The organism is Bacillus sp. NTK074B (genome assembly GCF_017303375.1).
Lineage (GTDB): Bacteria > Bacillota > Bacilli > Bacillales > Bacillaceae_B > Rossellomorea.
In genome coordinates this window covers 125,043-143,733 of sequence record NZ_JAFKOH010000004.1, presented here as the reverse complement: position 1 = coordinate 143,733, position 18,691 = coordinate 125,043, and the positions used below count along the sequence as shown (strand labels likewise).

General features: G+C 45.6%; 21 protein-coding genes. 13 read left to right on the top strand and 8 right to left on the bottom strand.

Annotation, left to right across the window (positions count from 1 at the left end; all coding sequences use genetic code 11):
• The first annotated feature begins 189 nt into the window (after positions 1-189).
• The 5 genes from JI667_RS08725 (at position 190) to JI667_RS08705 (ending at position 5,211) form a co-directional block, all read left to right on the top strand.
• A complete protein-coding gene (locus JI667_RS08725; RefSeq protein WP_206852149.1) occupies positions 190-1,116 on the top strand; it encodes a hypothetical protein in 927 nt (308 codons plus the stop codon).
• 66 nt (positions 1,117-1,182) lie between these two features.
• The gene (locus tag JI667_RS08720) at positions 1,183-1,809 is read left to right on the top strand and encodes a DUF4129 domain-containing protein (RefSeq protein ID WP_244668260.1); all 627 of its coding nucleotides are present in this window, start codon (positions 1,183-1,185) and stop codon (positions 1,807-1,809) included.
• 36 nt (positions 1,810-1,845) lie between these two features.
• Positions 1,846-2,976 carry a DUF4350 domain-containing protein gene (locus JI667_RS08715; RefSeq protein ID WP_206852145.1) on the top strand — a complete coding sequence of 377 codons (1,131 nt, stop codon included), beginning with the start codon at positions 1,846-1,848 and terminating at the stop codon, positions 2,974-2,976.
• Positions 2,973-3,902 (top strand): AAA family ATPase, encoded by a 930-nt coding sequence (locus JI667_RS08710; RefSeq protein ID WP_206852142.1) that lies wholly within the window; start codon positions 2,973-2,975, stop codon positions 3,900-3,902. The genes JI667_RS08715 and JI667_RS08710 overlap by 4 nt, the downstream gene beginning before the upstream one ends.
• A complete protein-coding gene (locus JI667_RS08705) occupies positions 3,853-5,211 on the top strand; it encodes a DUF58 domain-containing protein (protein WP_244668259.1) in 1,359 nt (452 codons plus the stop codon). Before JI667_RS08710 ends, JI667_RS08705 begins: the two co-directional genes overlap by 50 nt.
• Here the strand turns inward: JI667_RS08705 and JI667_RS08700 are convergent.
• A complete protein-coding gene (locus JI667_RS08700; RefSeq protein ID WP_206852140.1) occupies positions 5,203-6,165 on the bottom strand; it encodes a stage II sporulation protein M in 963 nt (320 codons plus the stop codon). The two genes, JI667_RS08705 and JI667_RS08700, sit on opposite strands and share 9 nt — an antisense overlap.
• 103 nt (positions 6,166-6,268) lie before the next feature.
• Between JI667_RS08700 and JI667_RS08695 the strand changes: the two genes are divergently transcribed.
• Together JI667_RS08695 and JI667_RS08690 are read left to right on the top strand one after the other, a co-directional pair.
• Positions 6,269-7,078 (top strand): RDD family protein, encoded by an 810-nt coding sequence (locus JI667_RS08695; RefSeq protein WP_206852138.1) that lies wholly within the window; start codon positions 6,269-6,271, stop codon positions 7,076-7,078.
• 283 nt (positions 7,079-7,361) lie between these two features.
• Entirely contained in the window at positions 7,362-9,323 is a 1,962-nt protein-coding gene (locus tag JI667_RS08690) for a phospholipase D-like domain-containing protein (protein ID WP_244668258.1), read from the top strand.
• Between the two features lie 49 nt (positions 9,324-9,372).
• Here JI667_RS08690 and JI667_RS08685 read toward each other — a convergent pair whose 3' ends face one another.
• Together JI667_RS08685 and JI667_RS08680 are read right to left on the bottom strand one after the other, a co-directional pair.
• Complete coding sequence (locus JI667_RS08685) at positions 9,373-9,660, bottom strand: hypothetical protein (RefSeq protein ID WP_206852136.1); 288 nt, start codon at positions 9,658-9,660, stop codon at positions 9,373-9,375.
• A gap of 243 nt (positions 9,661-9,903) precedes the next feature.
• Positions 9,904-10,704, bottom strand: coding sequence for a VLRF1 family aeRF1-type release factor (locus JI667_RS08680; protein ID WP_206852134.1), 801 nt, complete (start codon positions 10,702-10,704; stop codon positions 9,904-9,906).
• A gap of 133 nt (positions 10,705-10,837) precedes the next feature.
• Here JI667_RS08680 and JI667_RS08675 point away from each other — a divergent pair, with 133 nt between their 5' ends.
• The gene (locus JI667_RS08675) at positions 10,838-11,254 is read left to right on the top strand and encodes a GNAT family N-acetyltransferase (protein ID WP_206852132.1); all 417 of its coding nucleotides are present in this window, start codon (positions 10,838-10,840) and stop codon (positions 11,252-11,254) included.
• A 24-nt stretch (positions 11,255-11,278) separates the two neighbouring features.
• Here the strand turns inward: JI667_RS08675 and JI667_RS08670 are convergent, their stop codons facing one another.
• On the bottom strand, positions 11,279-11,713 hold the full coding sequence (locus tag JI667_RS08670) for an RDD family protein (RefSeq protein ID WP_206852131.1): 435 nt from the start codon (positions 11,711-11,713) through the stop codon (positions 11,279-11,281).
• Between the two features lie 156 nt (positions 11,714-11,869).
• Between JI667_RS08670 and JI667_RS08665 the strand changes: the two genes are divergently transcribed.
• Together JI667_RS08665 and JI667_RS22895 are read left to right on the top strand one after the other, a co-directional pair.
• On the top strand, positions 11,870-12,106 hold the full coding sequence (locus JI667_RS08665) for a hypothetical protein (protein ID WP_206852129.1): 237 nt from the start codon (positions 11,870-11,872) through the stop codon (positions 12,104-12,106).
• Positions 12,100-12,222, top strand: coding sequence for a hypothetical protein (locus tag JI667_RS22895; protein WP_280515477.1), 123 nt, complete (start codon positions 12,100-12,102; stop codon positions 12,220-12,222). Before JI667_RS08665 ends, JI667_RS22895 begins: the two co-directional genes overlap by 7 nt.
• Positions 12,223-12,310: 88 nt before the next feature.
• Here the strand turns inward: JI667_RS22895 and aldA are convergent, their stop codons facing one another.
• Both aldA and JI667_RS08655 read right to left on the bottom strand, forming a co-directional pair.
• The gene (aldA, locus tag JI667_RS08660; RefSeq protein ID WP_206852127.1) at positions 12,311-13,759 is read right to left on the bottom strand and encodes an aldehyde dehydrogenase; all 1,449 of its coding nucleotides are present in this window, start codon (positions 13,757-13,759) and stop codon (positions 12,311-12,313) included.
• A gap of 173 nt (positions 13,760-13,932) precedes the next feature.
• Complete coding sequence (locus JI667_RS08655; protein ID WP_206852125.1) at positions 13,933-14,955, bottom strand: NADP-dependent oxidoreductase; 1,023 nt, start codon at positions 14,953-14,955, stop codon at positions 13,933-13,935.
• A 110-nt stretch (positions 14,956-15,065) separates the two neighbouring features.
• Here JI667_RS08655 and JI667_RS08650 point away from each other — a divergent pair, with 110 nt between their 5' ends.
• Entirely contained in the window at positions 15,066-15,977 is a 912-nt protein-coding gene (locus tag JI667_RS08650) for a phosphotransferase (protein WP_206852122.1), read from the top strand.
• A 43-nt stretch (positions 15,978-16,020) separates the two neighbouring features.
• Here JI667_RS08650 and JI667_RS08645 read toward each other — a convergent pair whose 3' ends face one another.
• Positions 16,021-16,524 (bottom strand): peroxiredoxin family protein, encoded by a 504-nt coding sequence (locus JI667_RS08645; RefSeq protein WP_206852114.1) that lies wholly within the window; start codon positions 16,522-16,524, stop codon positions 16,021-16,023.
• A gap of 172 nt (positions 16,525-16,696) precedes the next feature.
• Between JI667_RS08645 and JI667_RS22675 the strand changes: the two genes are divergently transcribed.
• Positions 16,697-17,011: a phospholipase gene (locus JI667_RS22675; protein WP_244668257.1), complete on the top strand. Its 315-nt coding sequence runs from the start codon at positions 16,697-16,699 to the stop codon at positions 17,009-17,011.
• 38 nt (positions 17,012-17,049) lie between these two features.
• Here JI667_RS22675 and JI667_RS08640 read toward each other — a convergent pair whose 3' ends face one another.
• Positions 17,050-17,493: a GNAT family N-acetyltransferase gene (locus JI667_RS08640; protein ID WP_206852113.1), complete on the bottom strand. Its 444-nt coding sequence runs from the start codon at positions 17,491-17,493 to the stop codon at positions 17,050-17,052.
• A 292-nt stretch (positions 17,494-17,785) separates the two neighbouring features.
• On the opposite strand from JI667_RS08640, the gene JI667_RS08635 reads away from it, so the two are divergent.
• A complete protein-coding gene (locus tag JI667_RS08635) occupies positions 17,786-18,508 on the top strand; it encodes a 5-formyltetrahydrofolate cyclo-ligase (protein WP_206852111.1) in 723 nt (240 codons plus the stop codon).
• The last annotated feature ends 183 nt before the right edge of the window (positions 18,509-18,691 follow it).

Sequence of the window (18,691 nt, the reverse complement as noted above, 5' to 3'; positions counted from 1 at the left end):
ATAGAAAGGTGACAAAAGGTTTTGAGACAGGCATCAAATGGAAAAAAGTCCATACGGAGCTAAAGAAGATGCAGTCAGGAAACAAGTTAGAGAAATAACAAAATGTTCATCAACTGAAGGAGGAATAATGTTAAAATAAGCGATATATTGTCAAATATTGAAAAAAGAGATTAGTAGGGGGATCAGAACATGAACGCACAATTCAGCAAACCAAAAAGATTCGGTGAAATTCTGGATCACACATTTCGATTAAGCAAGAACCACTTTAAAGATTTTTTCCTTGTTTTTCTTGTATTGCTGGGACCCGTATATCTGCTCCAGGCACTCATTGAACTGGCGGCAGGTGTCGGCTTCTTTAGAACCGCCAGTGCAGGCGAAACCTGGTTCGATGGCATCATCAACAGCTTTTCGGGGGAGTTTACCGCTGAACCCGGGCAGGAAGTGAACTTGGGGGCGGAAATGGGAACGGGTCTGATAGGGCTGATCACCATGATCCTTACGCCGATTGCTCAAGCCGCTATATTATTCAGCCTGAATCATATGAGGAAAAATGAAAATTATTCAGTGAAGCATGTCCTTAAGGAAGCATTTTCAAGGTTTTGGCCAATCATCGGAAGCAGCATTCTATTCTATCTAATCGTCTTCGGATTGATATTTATTCCGGTTGTTTCAGGTATATTTGCGGGAGTATTAGGTGCTGCATTTCTTGAACCGGGTGTTGGAATTATTATCACCACATTCATCCTGTTTTTAGCATTGGCTCTCATCATCGCTTATTTATTGACACGTTGGAGCTTCTACCTGGGAGCAGCCGCCATCGAGCAGGATGCCCCTGGACTCGGAAGAAGCTGGAGATTGACGAAGAAGCGTGTATTTACCATCATTGGCTTATATATTGTATTCGGATTGATTATCGGTATTGTCAATATGGCATTCGAGTTTACGTTTGGCCTCGTATTGGGGAACAGTGTCCTCTACGGGATGATCATCAACGTGGTGGCATTATTTACGACGATGCTTGGTGCTGTCGCGTTCGGAGTGATCTTCTTTGACCTTAAAACAAGACATGACGCAGATGATCTAAATGAAATGATCGATGACTATACGACGATTTAACCAGGGAAGTAACCAGTCTGGCCCGGGGTTCCGGGCTTTTGATCTGAAAGCTAGGTGAAGAAATTGTTGGATGAAAAAAGAGCAAGGGATGGAATAGAGGAAATCCTGGATGGAGAAGAGTATCAGGCATATCTCAGGGAGAACCAGGGGGTGCTCGCCGGCTGGTGGGAGAAGGCAAAGGAATGGATCCAGGAGATGCTTGGGAACATTAATCCGGCTCTTGAACCGACAGGCGGCGGTGCTTCGGGGATTCTGATCACGCTGATCGTAATGGCCGTGGGGGCTCTCCTTTTCTTTGCATTTCATGCGGTCCGGAATGGCTTGAGAAGGCGCAAATTCCGTTTGAACAAGCCCATGCAATCCATGGATGAAATGGAATGGTCCTATTCGACTCATTTGGAGGAAGCCCACAGGCACGAGGCAATCGGAGATTATTCAAAAGCGATTCGCCACATGTTCCTGGCACTGCTTCTTTATTTCCATGAAAGGGAATATCTGGAGGCCAGGATGTGGAAGACGAACTGGGAGTATTACGACGAACTGCGTAAAGTGAATCAAAAGTGGGCGGATCGTTTTTTTGAGCTTGCCCTCCTATTTGATGAGGTGGCATATGGAGAGCGACAGGTTAGTGAAAGGGAGTATGCCCGCTATAAGCAGGAAGCCTTTCGCTGGCTGGATAATGGAGATTCATAGACGCGCAGTTTAAGAGAAAGGAGGTAGGATTGAGCATTGAAGTCAACGATCAAAGCGTGGATTTGGCTCTTCGGTATTCTTGGTTTATTCATTGCACTCGGGGTCTTTCTGTCACCGGAGAAGTTAAAGGAGTATCCATCTTATGTATCGGAGTCACCTTCCCCTACGGGAACGAAAGCCCTTTACACCTATTTAGAAAACGAGGGAGAGTCAGTCGGGCGCTGGACTCATTCGCCTGACCGGTTAACGAAAACGGAGTCCGGTCAACTCTTGATTATGGCTGAGCCGTTCACGATTCCTGATAAGGAAGAAATGGAAGAGTACGAGGAATTCATGATGAGAGGAAATACGATCCTCCTATTAAAAGATAATCCAAAAGGAATGTTCGGTACGAAGGCTGTCCCGAGAGGAGAAGGGATAGGAAGTTCCGTCATCCGTGATGGAGAAGGTCATACATATCAAGCCGATATTTTATCGGACGTCCGTTTGGAAGAGAGGGACGGTGATACGGTCTTACTGGACGATGTGTTCGGAACGATTGCCTACAAGTCTGAAATAGGGGAAGGTCACTTGATTATTTCCACCACCCCGGCATGGATGGCAAATGGGAATATTCTTAAGAAGGATCATCTATCCATGATTCTCCTTCTGTTAAAAAACGGGGGAGCGAGTGATGGAACCATCCTGATTGATGAATATCTCCACGGTGGAGAAAGCGGGGCAACCCTTACGACCCTTTATCCTGCATGGCTTTTGTTTCTCCTCCTTCAACTGGCGATCTTCATCCTTCTGGCGCTGTGGATGCAAGGGAAAAGATTTGGAAGCATCCATGTGCCCCGGGAAGAGATGGTCCGTTTCAGTGATGAACGAATCAAAGCCCTTTCAGCCTGGTACTTGAAAGGGAAACAGTACAAGGCATCCCTGTTGATTCAGTCGGATTATGTAAGAGTTCTGTTCCAGGAACGCTGGGGAATCCCGACAAGCAAAGAGTGGTCAGAATTGAAAGGGCCATTGGAACGGAGATTGCCTGCTTTTTCAGGCAAGGAAATCGATGCTTTCTTATCAGGGATGAAAAGTCTGTTAAATAGAGAACGAATCAGTAAGCAGGAATACGTATTATGGTCGAAGAAGATTGAGATATTCAGGAAAGAGGTGGAGGATCGTTGAAACCAGAAATCACATCCTTAATGGAGAAATTTGAAGAGCGCATCATCGGGCAGGGGACGAATCTTAAACTCCTACTGTCTTCCATTCTGGCAGGGGGACATGTATTGATTGAAGGTGTGCCCGGTACCGGAAAGACCCAGATGGTGAAGACCCTGTCCCGATTACTGGGTGGAAGCTTTAACCGGATCCAGTTCACCCCGGATCTGTTACCGAGCGATATAACGGGCAGTACCATTTATAACATGAAGGATAATAGCTTCCAAACGATCAAAGGGCCGATTTTCACCAATGTCCTTTTGGCGGATGAAATCAACCGGACCCCGGCGAAGACCCAGGCGGCACTACTTGAAGCCATGGAAGAAAAGCAGGTGACGATCCAGGGGACGACGTATCCTCTTGAAGAGGTATTCTTTGTCGTGGCAACCCAGAATCCGATTGAATTCGAAGGGACGTATCCACTTCCGGAAGCCCAGCAGGACCGGTTCCTGTTCAAGCTCGATATTGATTTTCCTTCATTTGAAGAAGAAAAATCTGTCTTAAAACAAGTGATCGAGAATCACGCTGACAGGAGCGAAGTGGAACCGGTTCTCGACATTGACACGTTTTTAACCATCAGAAAAGAAATCGAGGACGTCACCTTGAGTGATGCCGTGTTGGATTATATTATGCAAATCGTAAGAAAGACCCGGGAAACGGAGTCGATTCGCTTCGGGGCGAGCACAAGGGCGGCGATTTCAATCGGGAAAGCAGGAAGGGCGTGGGCCTATCTGTCAGGACGGGACTACGTCACACCGGATGATATCAAAATGGTGGCAAGACCCGCCCTTAGACATCGCGTACAGCTATCCCCGCACGTAGAATTGGAGGGACTGACCATTGACCAAGTCATCCAGGAGCTTATTGGATCGATTACTGTTCCAAGATAAGGGGATCCTTCCGACATCCAGGCTTTTAATGGTGTACGCGGGCTTTTCTGCTCTCCTCTTAGTTGGGACATTGATTGGATTGTCATGGACGTGGATTTTTATATCGAATGCTTTGTTTATTGGATTGAGTCTAGTTGATCTCCTGTTTTCTCCTTCCAAAAAGGAGATCGATGTGAATCGTGGAATCCCCGACCAAATGGAGAGGGGCCTCACGTACAAGGTTTCCCTAGAAATAACGAACAACTCTCCCCGTGATCTGACGTTTCGCCTACTGGACGGGACACCTCAAAGTTTTCAAACGTCCCTACCTCTGAAAGGCCCCCTTCATGGCCATTCGGTCGGGAGCGGATCCTATGAAGTGATCACACCGGTCAGAGGAGACTACGTATTGAACAGATTATACTTCCGTTATCGAAGTCCCCTCGGCTTATGGGAGAAGCAAAAAACGGTGGAAAGTCCTGATACTGTGAAAGTCATTCCGGATTTGGCCGAAACGAGAAAGGTTCTGGAAGACGCCCAGCGTTTTTTATTGCATGAAGGCGTCAAAATCAGGAAGCGGCAGAGTGGCGCAGGGGAGTTCTCGAAGATCAGGAACTATGTCGTCGGGGATGACCCGAGAAAGATCAACTGGCGACAAACAGCAAAGCTCAGGGAAGTGATGACGAATGAATACGAGCCTGAACATGGAAAGTATATTACGATTCTCATTGATTGTGGGAGAATGATGGGGGCAGAGCTAAAGAAAGGAAACCGGTTGGAAAAATCTCTTGAAGCCGCCTTGACCGTTGCAGCAGCTGCCCTTCAAAATGGGGACTATGTGTCGGTTCTTGCCTTTAGTAAGAAAGTGAAGGTTTATATTCCACCTGCCAAAGGGATGGCTCATCTGCAGACGATCCTCAACCGCATCTATAATCTTGAGGTGGACGCTGCGGAATCCAATTATGCTGCAGTCCTGCATTATGTTCAGACTGTGCAGAAGAAGAGGAGCCTGCTTCTGTTATTCAGTGACATTCACACATTCCTCCATGAAGATAACGCTCTTTATTATCTCCAGAGGTTAAGAAGGCAGCATCTCTTTTTCATGATCGGGATAGAAGATGACATGTTGATGAATCAAATCAAGTCGGAGCCAGTTGATGACATCAGGGCAATGATGAAAAGCATGGCCCAGAAACAGATGCTTGTCAAGAAGAGGGAGAAAGCCAAGTGGGAGGGTCAGGGCCTCCTGATGGTAGAGGCCCGTGAAGAGAAACTGGCAAGTACCGCCGTCTCGCATTATATCGATATGATGAACCGGGGGTTAGTTTAGGACTGCCTTGTTCAGTCGGAGCTTACCGATGATCATATACAGGATCAAGCCGATGACCGTCAATAATGCCACCATATATTTTGCACCCAGCGGGATGGCGGCCGGTGTGATGAAGCCTTCAATGATTCCTGCGATCACAAACAGCGGAATCGTACCCAGGAGGAGCTGGACGGAACGTTTCGCCTGTTCCTTCAGTTGATATCCCCGTGTGAAGCGGCCTGGAACAAAGAGCTTATAGCCCATCAGCAATCCTGCACCGCCGGCTATGAAGATGGCCGTAAGCTCGATCATCCCATGGGGAACGATATAAGCCCAGAATTCGTAACTCATGCCTTGATGCCAGAAAACAGCTGCTAGTGCGCCGACGATGATTCCGTTATACACCAGCATATAGACCGTTAATATACCAAATGTGACACCGCCTGCAAATGCCAGGAATGCTACTTTGATATTATTGGTCATGATGCCTGCGGACATGATGGAAGAATCCACCTGACCGTCCCTTTTACCCAGGTTGCCCGGATCCACTCCCTGTGACATTTCAGGTGGCAGAATGGAATAGAGATGCAGGGGGTCATTCACAACGGAAAGAAAGGCACCGATAGCACCAACCGCAAATAACAGCATGGCGATGATCACGAATTTCCACTGCCCGAGAAGCAGTCCGATAAACGTGGTGGAGAAAAAATGCCTGACCTGTTTTCCACTGGAGATTTGATCTTTGTATAATAGATTATGAGATTTCGACACGAGTCCGTTCAAATAATCCGTCACTTCCTCATCGGGAAAATACGTCTGGCTGTACGACAGATTTTGAGCAGCCTTTTGATAGAGCCGATTGAATTGATCGATGGAATTCCCCTTCATGTTCTTCTTTTTGCGAAGGGTTCCAAGGAGATCTTCAAGGGCCTTCCATTCGTCCCGGTGCTGTTTGACAAATTGTTTCACATTCATTGTGACACCTACTTGTTCTTTTGATTTCTTATCTATTATTATAGTAAGTTTAGAAAAAAATAGAAACCGCTAAAGGTAAATTCAACCAAAAGGAGGGATGACCATGCAAGAAGGACAAGTCGATATCAGGACCCCCGAATATGTATCCCTGCAATTCCAGCCGGCTGGATTAGGAAGCCGGGCAGCCGCACTTATGATTGATCAAATCATCTTAGGCATCCTCAATATTCTGATTGTGGTGATCCTCTTTTTCGCCACGACGGGTAATAACGGTCCGTTTGGCTTGTATATGTTCGAAATCAACTCAACACTGTGGGGATTCGCCATCATTGCCCTTTTTGTCCTGAACTGGGGATACTTCTTAGCCTTGGAATATTTCTGGGGAGGGAAAACGGTAGGTAAACACCTGCTCGGGATCCGTGTGATGCAGGAGAACGGTCATAGTGTGACACTCCTATCCTGCTTCATCCGCAATTTATTAAGAATCATCGATTTGCTGCCGGCCGCGTATTTCCTTGGAATGATTATGATTTTCCTTCATTCCAGGCATAAGCGCGTGGGGGATATCGTAGCGGGAACCATCGTGGTTCATGAGCGGCGGATCAAAGGGAAAAGAAAAGAGAAAGCCATTGAAAAAGAAGTTCGCCTACGTGGTCTTCAAAAGGAAGATCTGTCAGTGGAAGAGTGGACTCTCAAGCAGCTCGGTGCCAAAGAATGGAGGCTGGTCAAAACGTATGCCAACAGGTTCGGGCAGCTGCCACGCTCGGAACGGAACCATCTGAGCAAAAAGTTAGCTGATATCTTATTCCCCAAACTCGGGATCGATATGGAAGGCAAGACATATGAAGAGCTGGAAAATACGCTTCTTCTGTTATATCTGGCAATGAAGGAAGAATGGGAAATCGAATTATAAAAGCAAAGTCTGTGTAGGGCTTTGTTTTTTTGTTATGGGAGTCTTTTGAACTATAAAAGATTCTTTCCTATTAAATAAACGTTTCTTTCTGGATGACGAGAAAATAGTAGAAAATATAGTAAAATTAGTGGGGATATAGTTTTGTTCGTTTACACAGAGTCTACAATATTTACAAAATTATTAGAAAAGTCATGTCTATTCTCCCCTTACATTACAAAATGCGACAAAATATACTAGTACTGTAATCATTCTTATCTATTTGTATTTTGAAAGGGGAAAGGACATGAGGGCAAAAAAAGTATCAATATCGATTATCAGTATGCTATTTTTACTGACTGGAGGCATGATTCAGCCTCAGGGTGATTGGAACAAAGGTGTGGAAGCAGCGACTCAGTCCGCTGTTATTAACGAAGTGGCCTGGATGGGTACAACGGGCTCTTATAACAATGAATGGATCGAATTACATAATCCAACTTCAGCTGATCTGTCCTTGGATGGATGGGTGCTTGAAGCGCAGGATGGATCACCGAGCATTGCCTTAAGTGGAACGGTCCCGGCACAGGATTATTTTTTACTGGAAAGAACAAGCGACAGCACGATTTCGAACGTAGCAGCCGATCAGATTTATACAGGAAGCCTCGGAAATTCCAATGAAGTCCTGTACTTAAAAGACGCATCAGGCACTGTGATTGATGAAGTGAACAGCTGGTATGCAGGGGATAATACGACAAAAGCTGCGATGGCACGAATCGACTCCTCCGTCAGCGGGACGGTTTCAACAAACTGGAATACGGCCACTACTGCTTATGAAGGTGGTTTTGGAACGCCGAAAGCTGCCAACTCTTCTGCTCCTTCAGGTGGGGGCACTGAATCCCTTACCAATGTGAGTGAGGAGCTTGGTGCGATCAATGTATACTTCAACAAGAGTGCTTCGATTCAATATGCCATGCCTGGTAACGAAGCGAATTACAATGTCAATTTGGAGGATCGCTTACTGAAGCGTTTAAACGCTGCAACGACATCCATTGATTTGGCCACATATGAAATTAACTTGCCACGAGTGATCGATTCGTTGATAAGTAAAGCAGCCCAAGGGGTAGACGTGCGGATTCTTGCCGATGCAAAGGACGCAACGGATCCTCATTATACAGAGCGTTATGAAACGATGCGCTTATATTTAGAAAAGCTCGTCCGAGGCCAGGATGGTGTAGTCGGCACAGGAGATGATGCCCATATTTTATCCGATTCTCCAATGTTTGTCGTAGAAGATGCAGCGAAACGGGCGGCATACGATCTGCCGGCAAGCTTCACAGACTTTCCGCAACGAAACGTGACTGTCGGAAGCACAGCGACAACAGGCTATATGTTCGTGGAAGGGGAATGGAAAGGCACAGACAGCTACTATTCTCCCGGAAATCAAATGCATAATAAATTTGCCGTAATCGATGGGAAATGGGTCTTCACAGGCAGCTGGAACTATACCGTAACAGGACTCTACGGCTCAGAAGAAAACATGAATCAGGGAATTCTGGACGGAAATCAACAGCATGTGGTTGAAGTCCACTCGCCGGAATTAGCAGAAATTTACAAAACGGAATTTGACGAAATGTGGGGGAGCGGGACGACAACCCCTGATAATACCGTTTCAAATTTCAGCACCCGTAAAATCGATAACACACCTCATTCTCTTACAATCGGTGGGGATAAGGTGGAAATCTACTTCTCTTCTGGTGATGACGCTGTCGGGCGCATGACGGAACTTGTGAAAACGGAAGCGGACGAGAATGCATACTTCACCATTTTCGCCTGGAGTGATCAGGCATTGGTGGATGAATTGAAGAACAAATGGGAAGGAAGCTATGTAGATAACCAGGGGACATTGACAGGCTTTGATGTAAGAGGCGTATTCGACCCGGGCTTCTGGAATCAATGGTGGTCGGCAAGTATCGAAATGACAGGAAGAACGGCCACGCAAACGAGTACGAATAACCCCAACACACGCTGGGCAAATCCGGCACCAGTGTATGCAGCGAACGAAAGCCGCAAGCTGCATGCCAAAACGATGCTGATCGATGCAGATACAAACAGTGATCCGACCGTCATTGTAGGATCGACCAACTGGAGTGAAAACGGCAATAACGTGAACGATGAAAATATGCTCATCATTCATGACGATGCCATCACGAATCAATTCCTTCAGGAGTTTAATGCTAGGTACGTGAATGCCGGCGGAGTTGTGCAGTAAGAAAGAATAAAAGGATGATTCTCAATTTCGGAGAATCATCCTTTTTGTTTCACTCCATCCCGGGAGCCTTCTGTATTTCAAAAATAAGGACAATTGCAGTGATTGCATGGGCAATCAATCGGATGACCGGGAAGAAGTTCAGGAAGGAAGCAAGTATTCCAAGGATACTGCCAAGGATCGGCTGATCTTCCGACCTTGAAATATACAGAACGCTCGCATGCCACAGAGCTATTAAGCAGAGGAGAAAAGGAATGGATTCTCCGGCGATATTACCGAATATTGGGACAGCAAGAAATAATTCAATCGAAAACGATAACCATTTTATACGTGAAAGCACGGACACACACCTCCTTATGTTAGTGTATGAATGAAAGAGGGGCATGTGCCTGTTTAGAGGAAAATGTTTTAGAGGTATGATTGATAGGGCCGGATGATGGTGGAGTGTGTTGAATTCCGTGGAGTGACAGTTAAAATGAACGTGAGGCAGATAAATGTGAACAACGGCGTGTGAATCTTCAAAACGACAGATATTCTCCTCATATAAAAATCCACCGTCCGGACGAAAGACGGTGGATAATGATTATGCCAGTAGTTTCTCTACCACTTTATGCTCATTCTCATTCAGTAAGTTTTTCCCAATGGTTTCATGAACTTCTTTATTCATGCTTTCTTCCAAGACAGCGGCTTCTTCCTTATCCCCGACGAGAACGATCCGTTCCCATTTTTCATCAGCCGCCTTTTTGTCAAGGATACTGCCAAGGCTCTTCCACCAGCGTTGTTGATTGGCTTTCAAGCGGCTTTCGAATTCTTCCTGCTGATTGGCTTTCCCACCACCGCTTCCCATGCTGACATCTGCATGATGGGGTCCTTCATGTTTCCGCCAGTCATCGGTTTCCAAATCGAATTCCATGAACTCGCTGGTCTGGATTTCACCGAAAGAAGAGGTGAGGATCTTGATTTGATTTTGCTGAAGAAGGATAAGCCCCGTTAAAGGATATTCCTGATGAAGGGACTTCAGCTGATCGAGTTGAGGATTCTCCTCCCAGTAGAAGTTCGTTTCAACCGGGACCTGAAGCTCGAATGTCTCCCAGATGCCGCTGTCTGCTGAAGCGAAGATGATAAAGCTTCGTGGCAGTTCGCGCTCCAGGCTGTGCACGTGGTTTTCCACTTTCGGCCGGATCGTTTGAAGACGTTCTTGTTCTTCGGGTGCACTTTCGAGATATTCTTCAAGCCGGTTGAACCCGTTCTTAAGGGCAATCTTCCATTCGCCGCCCTGCTGATCAGGGTCGCTCCGGTCCGTGTTTAAGTAGACTGTCAGTAATTTATCCGGTTTTTGTAAGTACAGATTTTCCAGTACATTTAGCGTTTTGTTTAAAGACATGGAACTCCTCCTTATGAATTTCTTACTTTTCATATAAACGGTTGAGGAGGTGTTTAAACATCATTTTGGCAAAAAAGGGAATTGACTGGGAGTGGATGTTCAGGAAAAATAGAGTGATAGAGGAGGAATGAAGATGGAAATCAAGAAGCAGTGGGTTCAAGAAGACAGTGATTACATACGGCAAAAGTTGATTGAATACAATATGAACCTGATCGATGAAGAAACGAAAACGCCACTTGAAAACATCAGTTTTATCATGAGAAACGATGAGGGTGAAATCGTTGGTGGTGTGACCGGTCAGATGTTCTGGCATCATCTCCATGTGGATTTTCTTTGGGTGTCGAAGGATTACAGAAAAGGTGGATATGGGGCGAAATTACTTCACCGGGCAGAAGAGTATGCGAGGGAAAAAGGTTGCCGTCTCGTTATGCTGGACACGTTCAGCTTTCAGGCACCGACGTTTTATAAAAAAATGGGGTATAAGGAGTTTGGTGTCCTGAAGGATTTTCCGAAGGGACAGAGTCAGCATTTCATGGAGAAGAGACTATAACAACCAGCCGCGGCTGGTTGTTTTTTAATTCTCCAAGTGCAAAGACATTTCCTTGGGAGATGTCTTTGTTACATACGTTCCGGCTATCAAGTCATGGATTGCACGCTTATCATCACGGAATATAACGAAAAATGCGCTTAGAATGGCACCGACACCAAAAGTGATGAGATAAAATATTCCGGCAACCACATTTCGCATCAACATGTTTCCGATATGTACGTTTCCTTCATCTTTCTTCACGATTCGTATACCCATTGTCTTTTTCCCTACATCGTACCCCTTCCAAAAGACGGGTGTCAGTAGAAAGTAAAGAAACATAATGAACGAAACAATTGGATCATCCGGGTTAAACTGGTCCGTCACAATAGCGAAAAGGACAAGTAGAGGAAGATTAATAAAGAACCCGTTGGCAATTCCCGCACCTACCCGCATCCAAAACCCTGCTGGTTGACTGATCATATCGCCGCCTCCTTTCAACATTCTTTGATTATTGTAGCATAGAGAGGCTACGGCAATGTTCTGCACAATCATTTTCTCCAAGAAATCAGATAAATCACGTTTTATGTTCTCTACATCGGGTAAATATGTACTAAATAACATTCGACGGGAGAGAATATGATGAGCTATATTAACCAGGGAAGAGAGAGAATTCAATTTGACCGCAAAGGAAAGGAAAAGGATTTACATATACTGGAGTGTACGCGTTGTGAGAACGAATTCCGTTCCACGATGAATGTCAATCAAATCGAGTGCTCCAACTGCTCCACATCAGACAATCCAAAATTGGACCTGTCCCTATTTAAAGTCATTGGATTTATTGAAAATCTTCAAGGGAGTGAAGTCCGTTGCTAAAGAAGGATAAACTGGCTGATATGAAGATGGATTTTCAGGATATTCTTTGGATGAGTTCAGGTGTTGCCATCATTCTATTATTACTTGCTCTTGCAAACTTCTTCATCATTTCATAATCGTTTTTAAAGTTCTCCCACTCAGGAGGGCTTTTTTTGTTGGGGATAAAGAGGAAAAGCCTGACCGTCTATGGTCAGGCTATCTGTTCTATCCATTATAGTTTTCATCGTACTCGAGATATACAACATGTGTTTCGAGGTACTCATTCAATCCGTGTTTACCGTCGGCTCCGCCGATTCCAGATTGACCGCGTCCCGCATGGAACCCGTTGATGGCTTCGAAGTTCTCCCGGTTGACGAAGGTTTCTCCGTATTGGAGCTCATTTGCAGCTCTCATGATTTCGTGGAGATTTTCACTGAAGATCGATGAAGAAAGGCCGTAATCCGTATCATTGGCTAGCTTGATCACTTCATCAAAATCCTTGTACGTCATGATTGGGAGGACGGGACCGAAGATTTCTTCCTGGATGATGTCCATCTCCTGCTCCACATCAACAAGGACGGTAGGTTCGAAATAGAATCCCTTGTCTATATTAACCGGTTTTCCACCAGTCAGGATTCTCGCGCCGTTTTCTACAGCAGTGTTGACCATTTCAGTTACGGTTTCAAGGCGGTCTTTATTGACGAGAGGCCCGATATCATTATCACGATTTGTGGGATCACCCACTGTTGTATTTTTCATTGCATCAGTCATCTTGCTGATAAATTCTTCCGCCACATCCTCATGCACATAGACGCGTTCCGCGTTCGTACACGCCTGACCAGTATTTGTGATTCTGGACGTTTTGATTTTTTCGACGGCAAGGTCAATATTGGCATGCTTCGTGACGATGGCCGGTGCTTTACCGCCCAGCTCCAGGTTTACTTTCGTAATGGACTTGGAAGCTGCCTCCATTACTTTCGAGCCTGCCGGGTAGCTTCCCGTCATGGACACCATGCGTACTTTGGGGTGGCTGGACATTGGGTTCCCGATATCGGAGCCTTTTCCTGTTACAAGATTGAAGACCCCTTTAGGCAGTTTCACTTCATCTACGATCTTAGCAAATTCACACGCCGTATTTGGTGTGTACTGGCTTGGTTTCAGAACGATTGTACATCCTGTCACAAGTGCAGGCGCCACTTTTCTTGCCAGGATGAACATCGGGAAGTTCCAAGGAACGATCCCGGATACAACTCCGATCGGTTTCTTATACACGAGTATGTTCTCGTTCGATCGCTCGCTTTCAAGGATCTCTCCTTCATAGCGGAGCGCCCAGCCCGCCATATAACGGAAATATTCGATGGCAAGATCGATTTCCCCTTCAGAAGCCGCAAGGGTCTTTCCGTTTTCATTTGTCAGCATTTGAACGAATTGGTCCCTGCGTTCCTCCAGCTTATCAGCAATTTTATATAAATACGATGCCCGCTCTTTTGAAGGAACCTTGCTCCACGAAAGGAAAGCCGTATGGGCAACATCCACTGCGTGATTGACATCTTCCTCCGTACCGAGCTGAATCGATGAAATCGTCTCCTCATTCGCCGGATTGATGACATCCCACGTCTCTTTCGATACACTATCCACAAACTCTCCATTAATATACATCTGGTACTTCTCCACTATATTTCCTCCTCAATAACTGTTTTCTCACATATCTCTTCCTTTTCCCGCCCAATGGGGAGGAGTAAACATAGGGATGTGCGAAAAAGAGGGACGGACACCCATCCCGCCTACCCGATTGTTGATATATCAGGGTTTATGGTGAGAAAATGGAGGTCCGTCCCTCAAATTCATTATTTTTTTGGGTCGGCGATTTTGACGAGTTGTTTGCCGATGTTTTTTCCTTGGAAGAGTCCGAGGAAGGCGTCGGTTACGTTGTCGAGGCCTTCTGTGATGGTTTCTTCGTATTGAAGTTTTCCTTGTGACAGCCATTGGCCGAGTTGAGTTGCGCCTTCTTTGAAGCGGTCATTGTAGTCGTTGACGACATAGCCTTTCATGAGTGCGCTTGATTTGATCAGTCTTGATTGTACACGCGGTCCAAGGTCACGATCGGTTTTATTATAGGAAGAAATCGCTCCGCATACTGGTATACGAGCATGTTTGTTTAGTAAACTAAGGGCAGCGTCTCCGATTTCACCACCAACGTTTTCAAAGTACACGTCGATCCCATCGGGACATGCTTCTTTTAAAGATGCGTAAATATTATCCGTTGTTTTATAGTTGATACCAACGTCAAATCCTAAAGTATCCGTCAGGTAGCTGACTTTTTCATCAGATCCTGCAATCCCGACGACACGGGCACCTTGGATCTTCGCGATCTGCCCGACGACGGATCCGACTGCACCTGCAGCACCGGACACGACGACGGTTTCTCCTTCTTTCGGCTGACCGATGTCCATCAGACCGAAATACGCAGTAAGTCCTGTCATACCAAGGATGCTTAAGTAAGTAGAAATTGGTGCGACATCCGGATCGATGGTGCGGACCTCTTTCTCATTCGCAACGGAATACTCCTGCCAAGGAAGCATGCCGACTATGAAGTCCCCTTTTTGGAAGCGTGCAGATTTTGATTCCACGATCTCTCCTACCACTCCGCCGGCCAATGCCTCGTTTAGCTTGAAAGGTTCAACATACGATTTGGCATCAGACATTCTCCCACGCATATAAGGGTCCACGGAAAGGTAAATCGTCTTGACAAGCACTTCCCCATTGGAAGGCTGTGGCACATCGATTTCTTTATAAAGGAAATCTTCTTTTACAGGCATTCCTTCAGGACGGGAGACTAATTGAATTTGCTGCTGTTTTTCAGGTAACATAACAATTCCTCCTTAGAATTTGACTCTATACATTTTTTCCGATTACTTGAAACTTATCACAAGGAGTTCGGTTTCTACAAAGAATAACACTTGAGAAAGGTGTGGTAACGATGCCAAACGTATGGGATGCAGAGGTGGCTGTCACCATTAGTCAGGCTCGAAAGCTGATTGAGTCTCAGTTCCCGGAATTGATTCCGACGGACCTCGAGATCATTGATTATGGTTTTGATAATACGGTGATAAAGGTGAATGCCGAATGGGTTTTCCGCTTCCCCCGGCGGGAAATAGCTGTCAGGCTCTTGGAGACAGAAGGGAGGTTATTGTCCCTGTTTAAAGAGGAAAAGCTGGGCCTTCAGGTTCCTGTCCCCGTTTATTACGGCAAACCTTCATCCGGATACATGTGGCCCTTTCTGGGATACCAATTTGTCGAGGGCACAATTCCTTCCCGGGCAGAAACGGTATGGAGGGAAGGGGTGTCAGCCATCAGGCTCGCACAGTTCCTGAAAAGGCTTCATAAGACGGATGTGAAAGAGGCAGAAAGACAAGGAGTCCCGTATGATGAAATGGACCGGCTGGATGTTGAGAAGCGTACGTCTATTTTCGAAAAAAACATAAGTGAATTGAAGGATCTCAAACTGTTCCGTCATATGGAATTGTTAGAGGATTACCTTGAGCGTCTACCGATGAAATCAATGCCGGAAATCCCGACTCTTGTTCATGGGGACCTTCATTTTAAAAACATCGTCGTGAACGGGGAAGGGGTTTTATCAGGGGTGATTGATTGGGGAGACGTTCATCTCGGTCACAGAGCCATCGATTTAAATCTTGTGTACAGCTTCCTCTCTCTGAAAGGTCGTGAGCTGTTTTTTCAGGAATACGGACAGGTGGGGGACATTGAATTGGAATATGCACGATTCAAAGCCATTTATACAAATGTGGTTTTGCTCCTATATGGTTATCATGAGGAGCAGCCTCATACAGTCAGGGAAGCACAGAAAAGCCTGGAGCTTGCGCTGACATGAAGAAAGCCTGGTCGATGGGATCCATCGACCAGGCTTTATCGATTTATTTTACGTTCTTTTGAATATATTTCACGATTTTTCGTAGTTCATTGGCATGCGGACGTCCGAACGGGCTTGTTTGTCGTTGCTGGTACATGGCCTGTCCTTTTTCGTTCACAAGGAAGTAAGCCGGTTCACCATGCTGTCCGTGATCCTCGTAAGGAGCATCTTCCCCATGGTAGAAAACATCGTAAGCCTTGATGGCTTCTAATTTTTCATCTGCCAATACTGGGAAAGTCAAGTCTTCTTTATTCGCAAATTCCTGCAAGTCTTCCATTTTGTCGCTGGAGATCGTCAGCAGGTGGACATTATGTTTTTCGAAGTATTCTTTATTAGCCTGCAGCTCCCTTAATTCTTCCTGACATACCGGGCACCATGATCCTCTGAAGAAGACGATAAGATGCCAGCTTTGATGATTTTTCCGGTGTTCTTCAAACGAGAATGTCTCGCCTGAAACCGCCGGGAGTGTAAAATTAGGTACCGTATCATTTAATTGAAAAGTTGCCATTATTCATTCCTCCTAGATTTTCTTTTTCGTTCAAATAGGCATAAGGACAAACCTGACCAGATTGATATACATACAGTATAGTACTTGTATTTTCTTACATAGAATGTAATTCCCTTTATGTAAGAAATAAAACGTATCAATGTTCAGAAGATGAGCGGAAAGGAAGAAATCGATGAGAAAAAACGTGTCGCCAAAACTATGTATCTTCCCTGAGTATAAATGGTGTGGACCGGGGTGCAGCGGTCCGGGTGCGCCCATTAATTCAGTGGATGCAGCTTGTAGAGCCCATGATTTGTGCTATGACCGGTACGGACCGACCTGTGAGTGTGACCGCATGTTCATGAAGAAACTTGAGAGAGAAATCAATCAAGGTTCAAGGGAAGGAAGACATGCTTTTCTTTTCTACCAGTATATGAAATTGCAGACAAGTGTGAAGTGCCGGGGAGACAGATGTAAAAGAGACCGGTGCAGGGGATCTTGGATATAACGCGGAAGAAGGTCCGTCCCTCATGAGGGACGGACCTTCTACTTGAGTGTAAGGGTGTAATGATAAACCGATTCATCCCTTTTATAGCCATTCCTTTCATACAATGCCTGTGCCTGTACATTGTCCAAGTCCGTTTCAAGAATAAGTGACTTCGCATTGGTTTGTTCAGCATGCTGTCTCGCTGCGTCCAACAGCATCTGACCTACACCTCTGTTCCGTGCCTTCGAGGATACATAAAGGTCATTCAGCTTCCAAATCCGTTCCATATAAACGGAAGAGTAAGAAGGATACAGCTGGGTGAATCCGATATACTCGTCATCCAGAATGGCGACAAAGATGACGGATTCATCATGGGACAAGCGATCTTCGAGGAAATGCCCGGCCCCGGTTTTATCTGACATTTGATGATAAAACATACGATAACCATTAAATAGTTCCACAAGTCCTTCCAAGTCTGAAAGGCGCGCACGAGATATTTTCATGGAATCCCTCCTTACACAATTAATTTTATGTAGGAAATAAAAGAACATGACTCGGATGAGGGATTGATAAGGGATGTGTTTGGGTTTGAATGCTACTTAAAGAAAAAATGCTTTAAGGGGAGTCGGGTTTGATTCGTATTGATTGAATCTGATTGATTAGAAAGGTGAAATGAAGAAGGAAGTAGAGTAGAATGATAATTGCGTCATTTTTACTTCTCAAAGCGTCGTTTTCTGACTCATTGCGTCATTATCCAATTAATGTAAAACAATACTGCATTCTGGAGGTGGGAAAATGAGCAACAAAGATGAAATCAGGCATAAAGTATGGAATCGTCTGACAGAAGAGAAGCTTGGAAGGTTTCCTTTTCCATTGATGGGAAGGATCCCGAATTTCAAAGGGGCAGAGCTTGCTGCTTCACATGTTCAGAGTATGGATATTTATAAGTCTGCCAGTGTAGTGAAAGTGAATCCCGATGCCCCTCAGCTTCCACTCCGTGCAGCGATACTGAAAGACGGGAAAACCCTGCTCATACCGACACCGCGCTTGAAAGATGGATTCGTCATGATCAAGCCTGAATGGGTTCCGGGGGGAGAAGAGAGAAAAGCAGCGAGCATCAAGCATATGAATACATATGGGCAGGTAGTCCCTCTAGCTGATGTCCCAAGCATCGATCTCATCGTTGTGGGGTCCGTTGCCATTCATGCCGACGGAAGAAGGCTTGGGAAGGGAGAGGGGTATGCCGATCGTGAATACGCCATACTCCGGGAAATCGGGAACAAGCCCGTTCCGGTCATCACAACGATCAACAGTGAACAGCTGGTAGAAGACGACATCCCGATAGATTCCTTCGACCTGGCAGTCGACTGGATCATAACAGAACAAGGCATTAAAGAAACCCACACCCCATACCCCAAGCCACAAGGAATCCAATGGGAACACGTAACCGAAGAAGAAATGGAAAAAATGCCAATCCTGAAAGAATTAAAGGAATATCCCAGAGGGACGGACCTCTGATTTAAACCTATAAACGTTGGTGTGATGGGATTTATACTGTGAATAGTGCTGATTTTGGAGGTCCGTCCCTTTGAATACCGCTTTTGGTTGATCCAGCTCCGGCGGCTAGAGGCTCGAGGTCATAAGTTAAACCTACCAAAAAGGCAAAGAGCGCCTTTCCGGTAGGTTCACCTTATGCTTGTC

Coding starts and splice junctions, on each gene's coding strand:
- JI667_RS08640 (WP_206852113.1), bottom strand. CDS start 17,493: ATGAAAATATCTCGTGCGCGCCTTTCAGACTTGGAAGGACTTGTGGAA.
- JI667_RS08645 (WP_206852114.1), bottom strand. CDS start 16,524: ATGGCAACTTTTCAATTAAATGATACGGTACCTAATTTTACACTCCCG.
- JI667_RS08670 (WP_206852131.1), bottom strand. CDS start 11,713: ATGATCAGTCAACCAGCAGGGTTTTGGATGCGGGTAGGTGCGGGAATT.
- JI667_RS08655 (WP_206852125.1), bottom strand. CDS start 14,955: ATGTTACCTGAAAAACAGCAGCAAATTCAATTAGTCTCCCGTCCTGAA.
- JI667_RS08695 (WP_206852138.1), top strand. CDS start 6,269: ATGCAAGAAGGACAAGTCGATATCAGGACCCCCGAATATGTATCCCTG.
- JI667_RS08650 (WP_206852122.1), top strand. CDS start 15,066: ATGCCAAACGTATGGGATGCAGAGGTGGCTGTCACCATTAGTCAGGCT.
- JI667_RS08725 (WP_206852149.1), top strand. CDS start 190: ATGAACGCACAATTCAGCAAACCAAAAAGATTCGGTGAAATTCTGGAT.
- JI667_RS08680 (WP_206852134.1), bottom strand. CDS start 10,704: ATGTCTTTAAACAAAACGCTAAATGTACTGGAAAATCTGTACTTACAA.
- JI667_RS08700 (WP_206852140.1), bottom strand. CDS start 6,165: ATGAATGTGAAACAATTTGTCAAACAGCACCGGGACGAATGGAAGGCC.
- JI667_RS08675 (WP_206852132.1), top strand. CDS start 10,838: ATGGAAATCAAGAAGCAGTGGGTTCAAGAAGACAGTGATTACATACGG.
- JI667_RS08690 (WP_244668258.1), top strand. CDS start 7,362: ATGAGGGCAAAAAAAGTATCAATATCGATTATCAGTATGCTATTTTTA.
- JI667_RS08665 (WP_206852129.1), top strand. CDS start 11,870: ATGATGAGCTATATTAACCAGGGAAGAGAGAGAATTCAATTTGACCGC.
- JI667_RS22675 (WP_244668257.1), top strand. CDS start 16,697: ATGAGAAAAAACGTGTCGCCAAAACTATGTATCTTCCCTGAGTATAAA.
- JI667_RS08635 (WP_206852111.1), top strand. CDS start 17,786: ATGAGCAACAAAGATGAAATCAGGCATAAAGTATGGAATCGTCTGACA.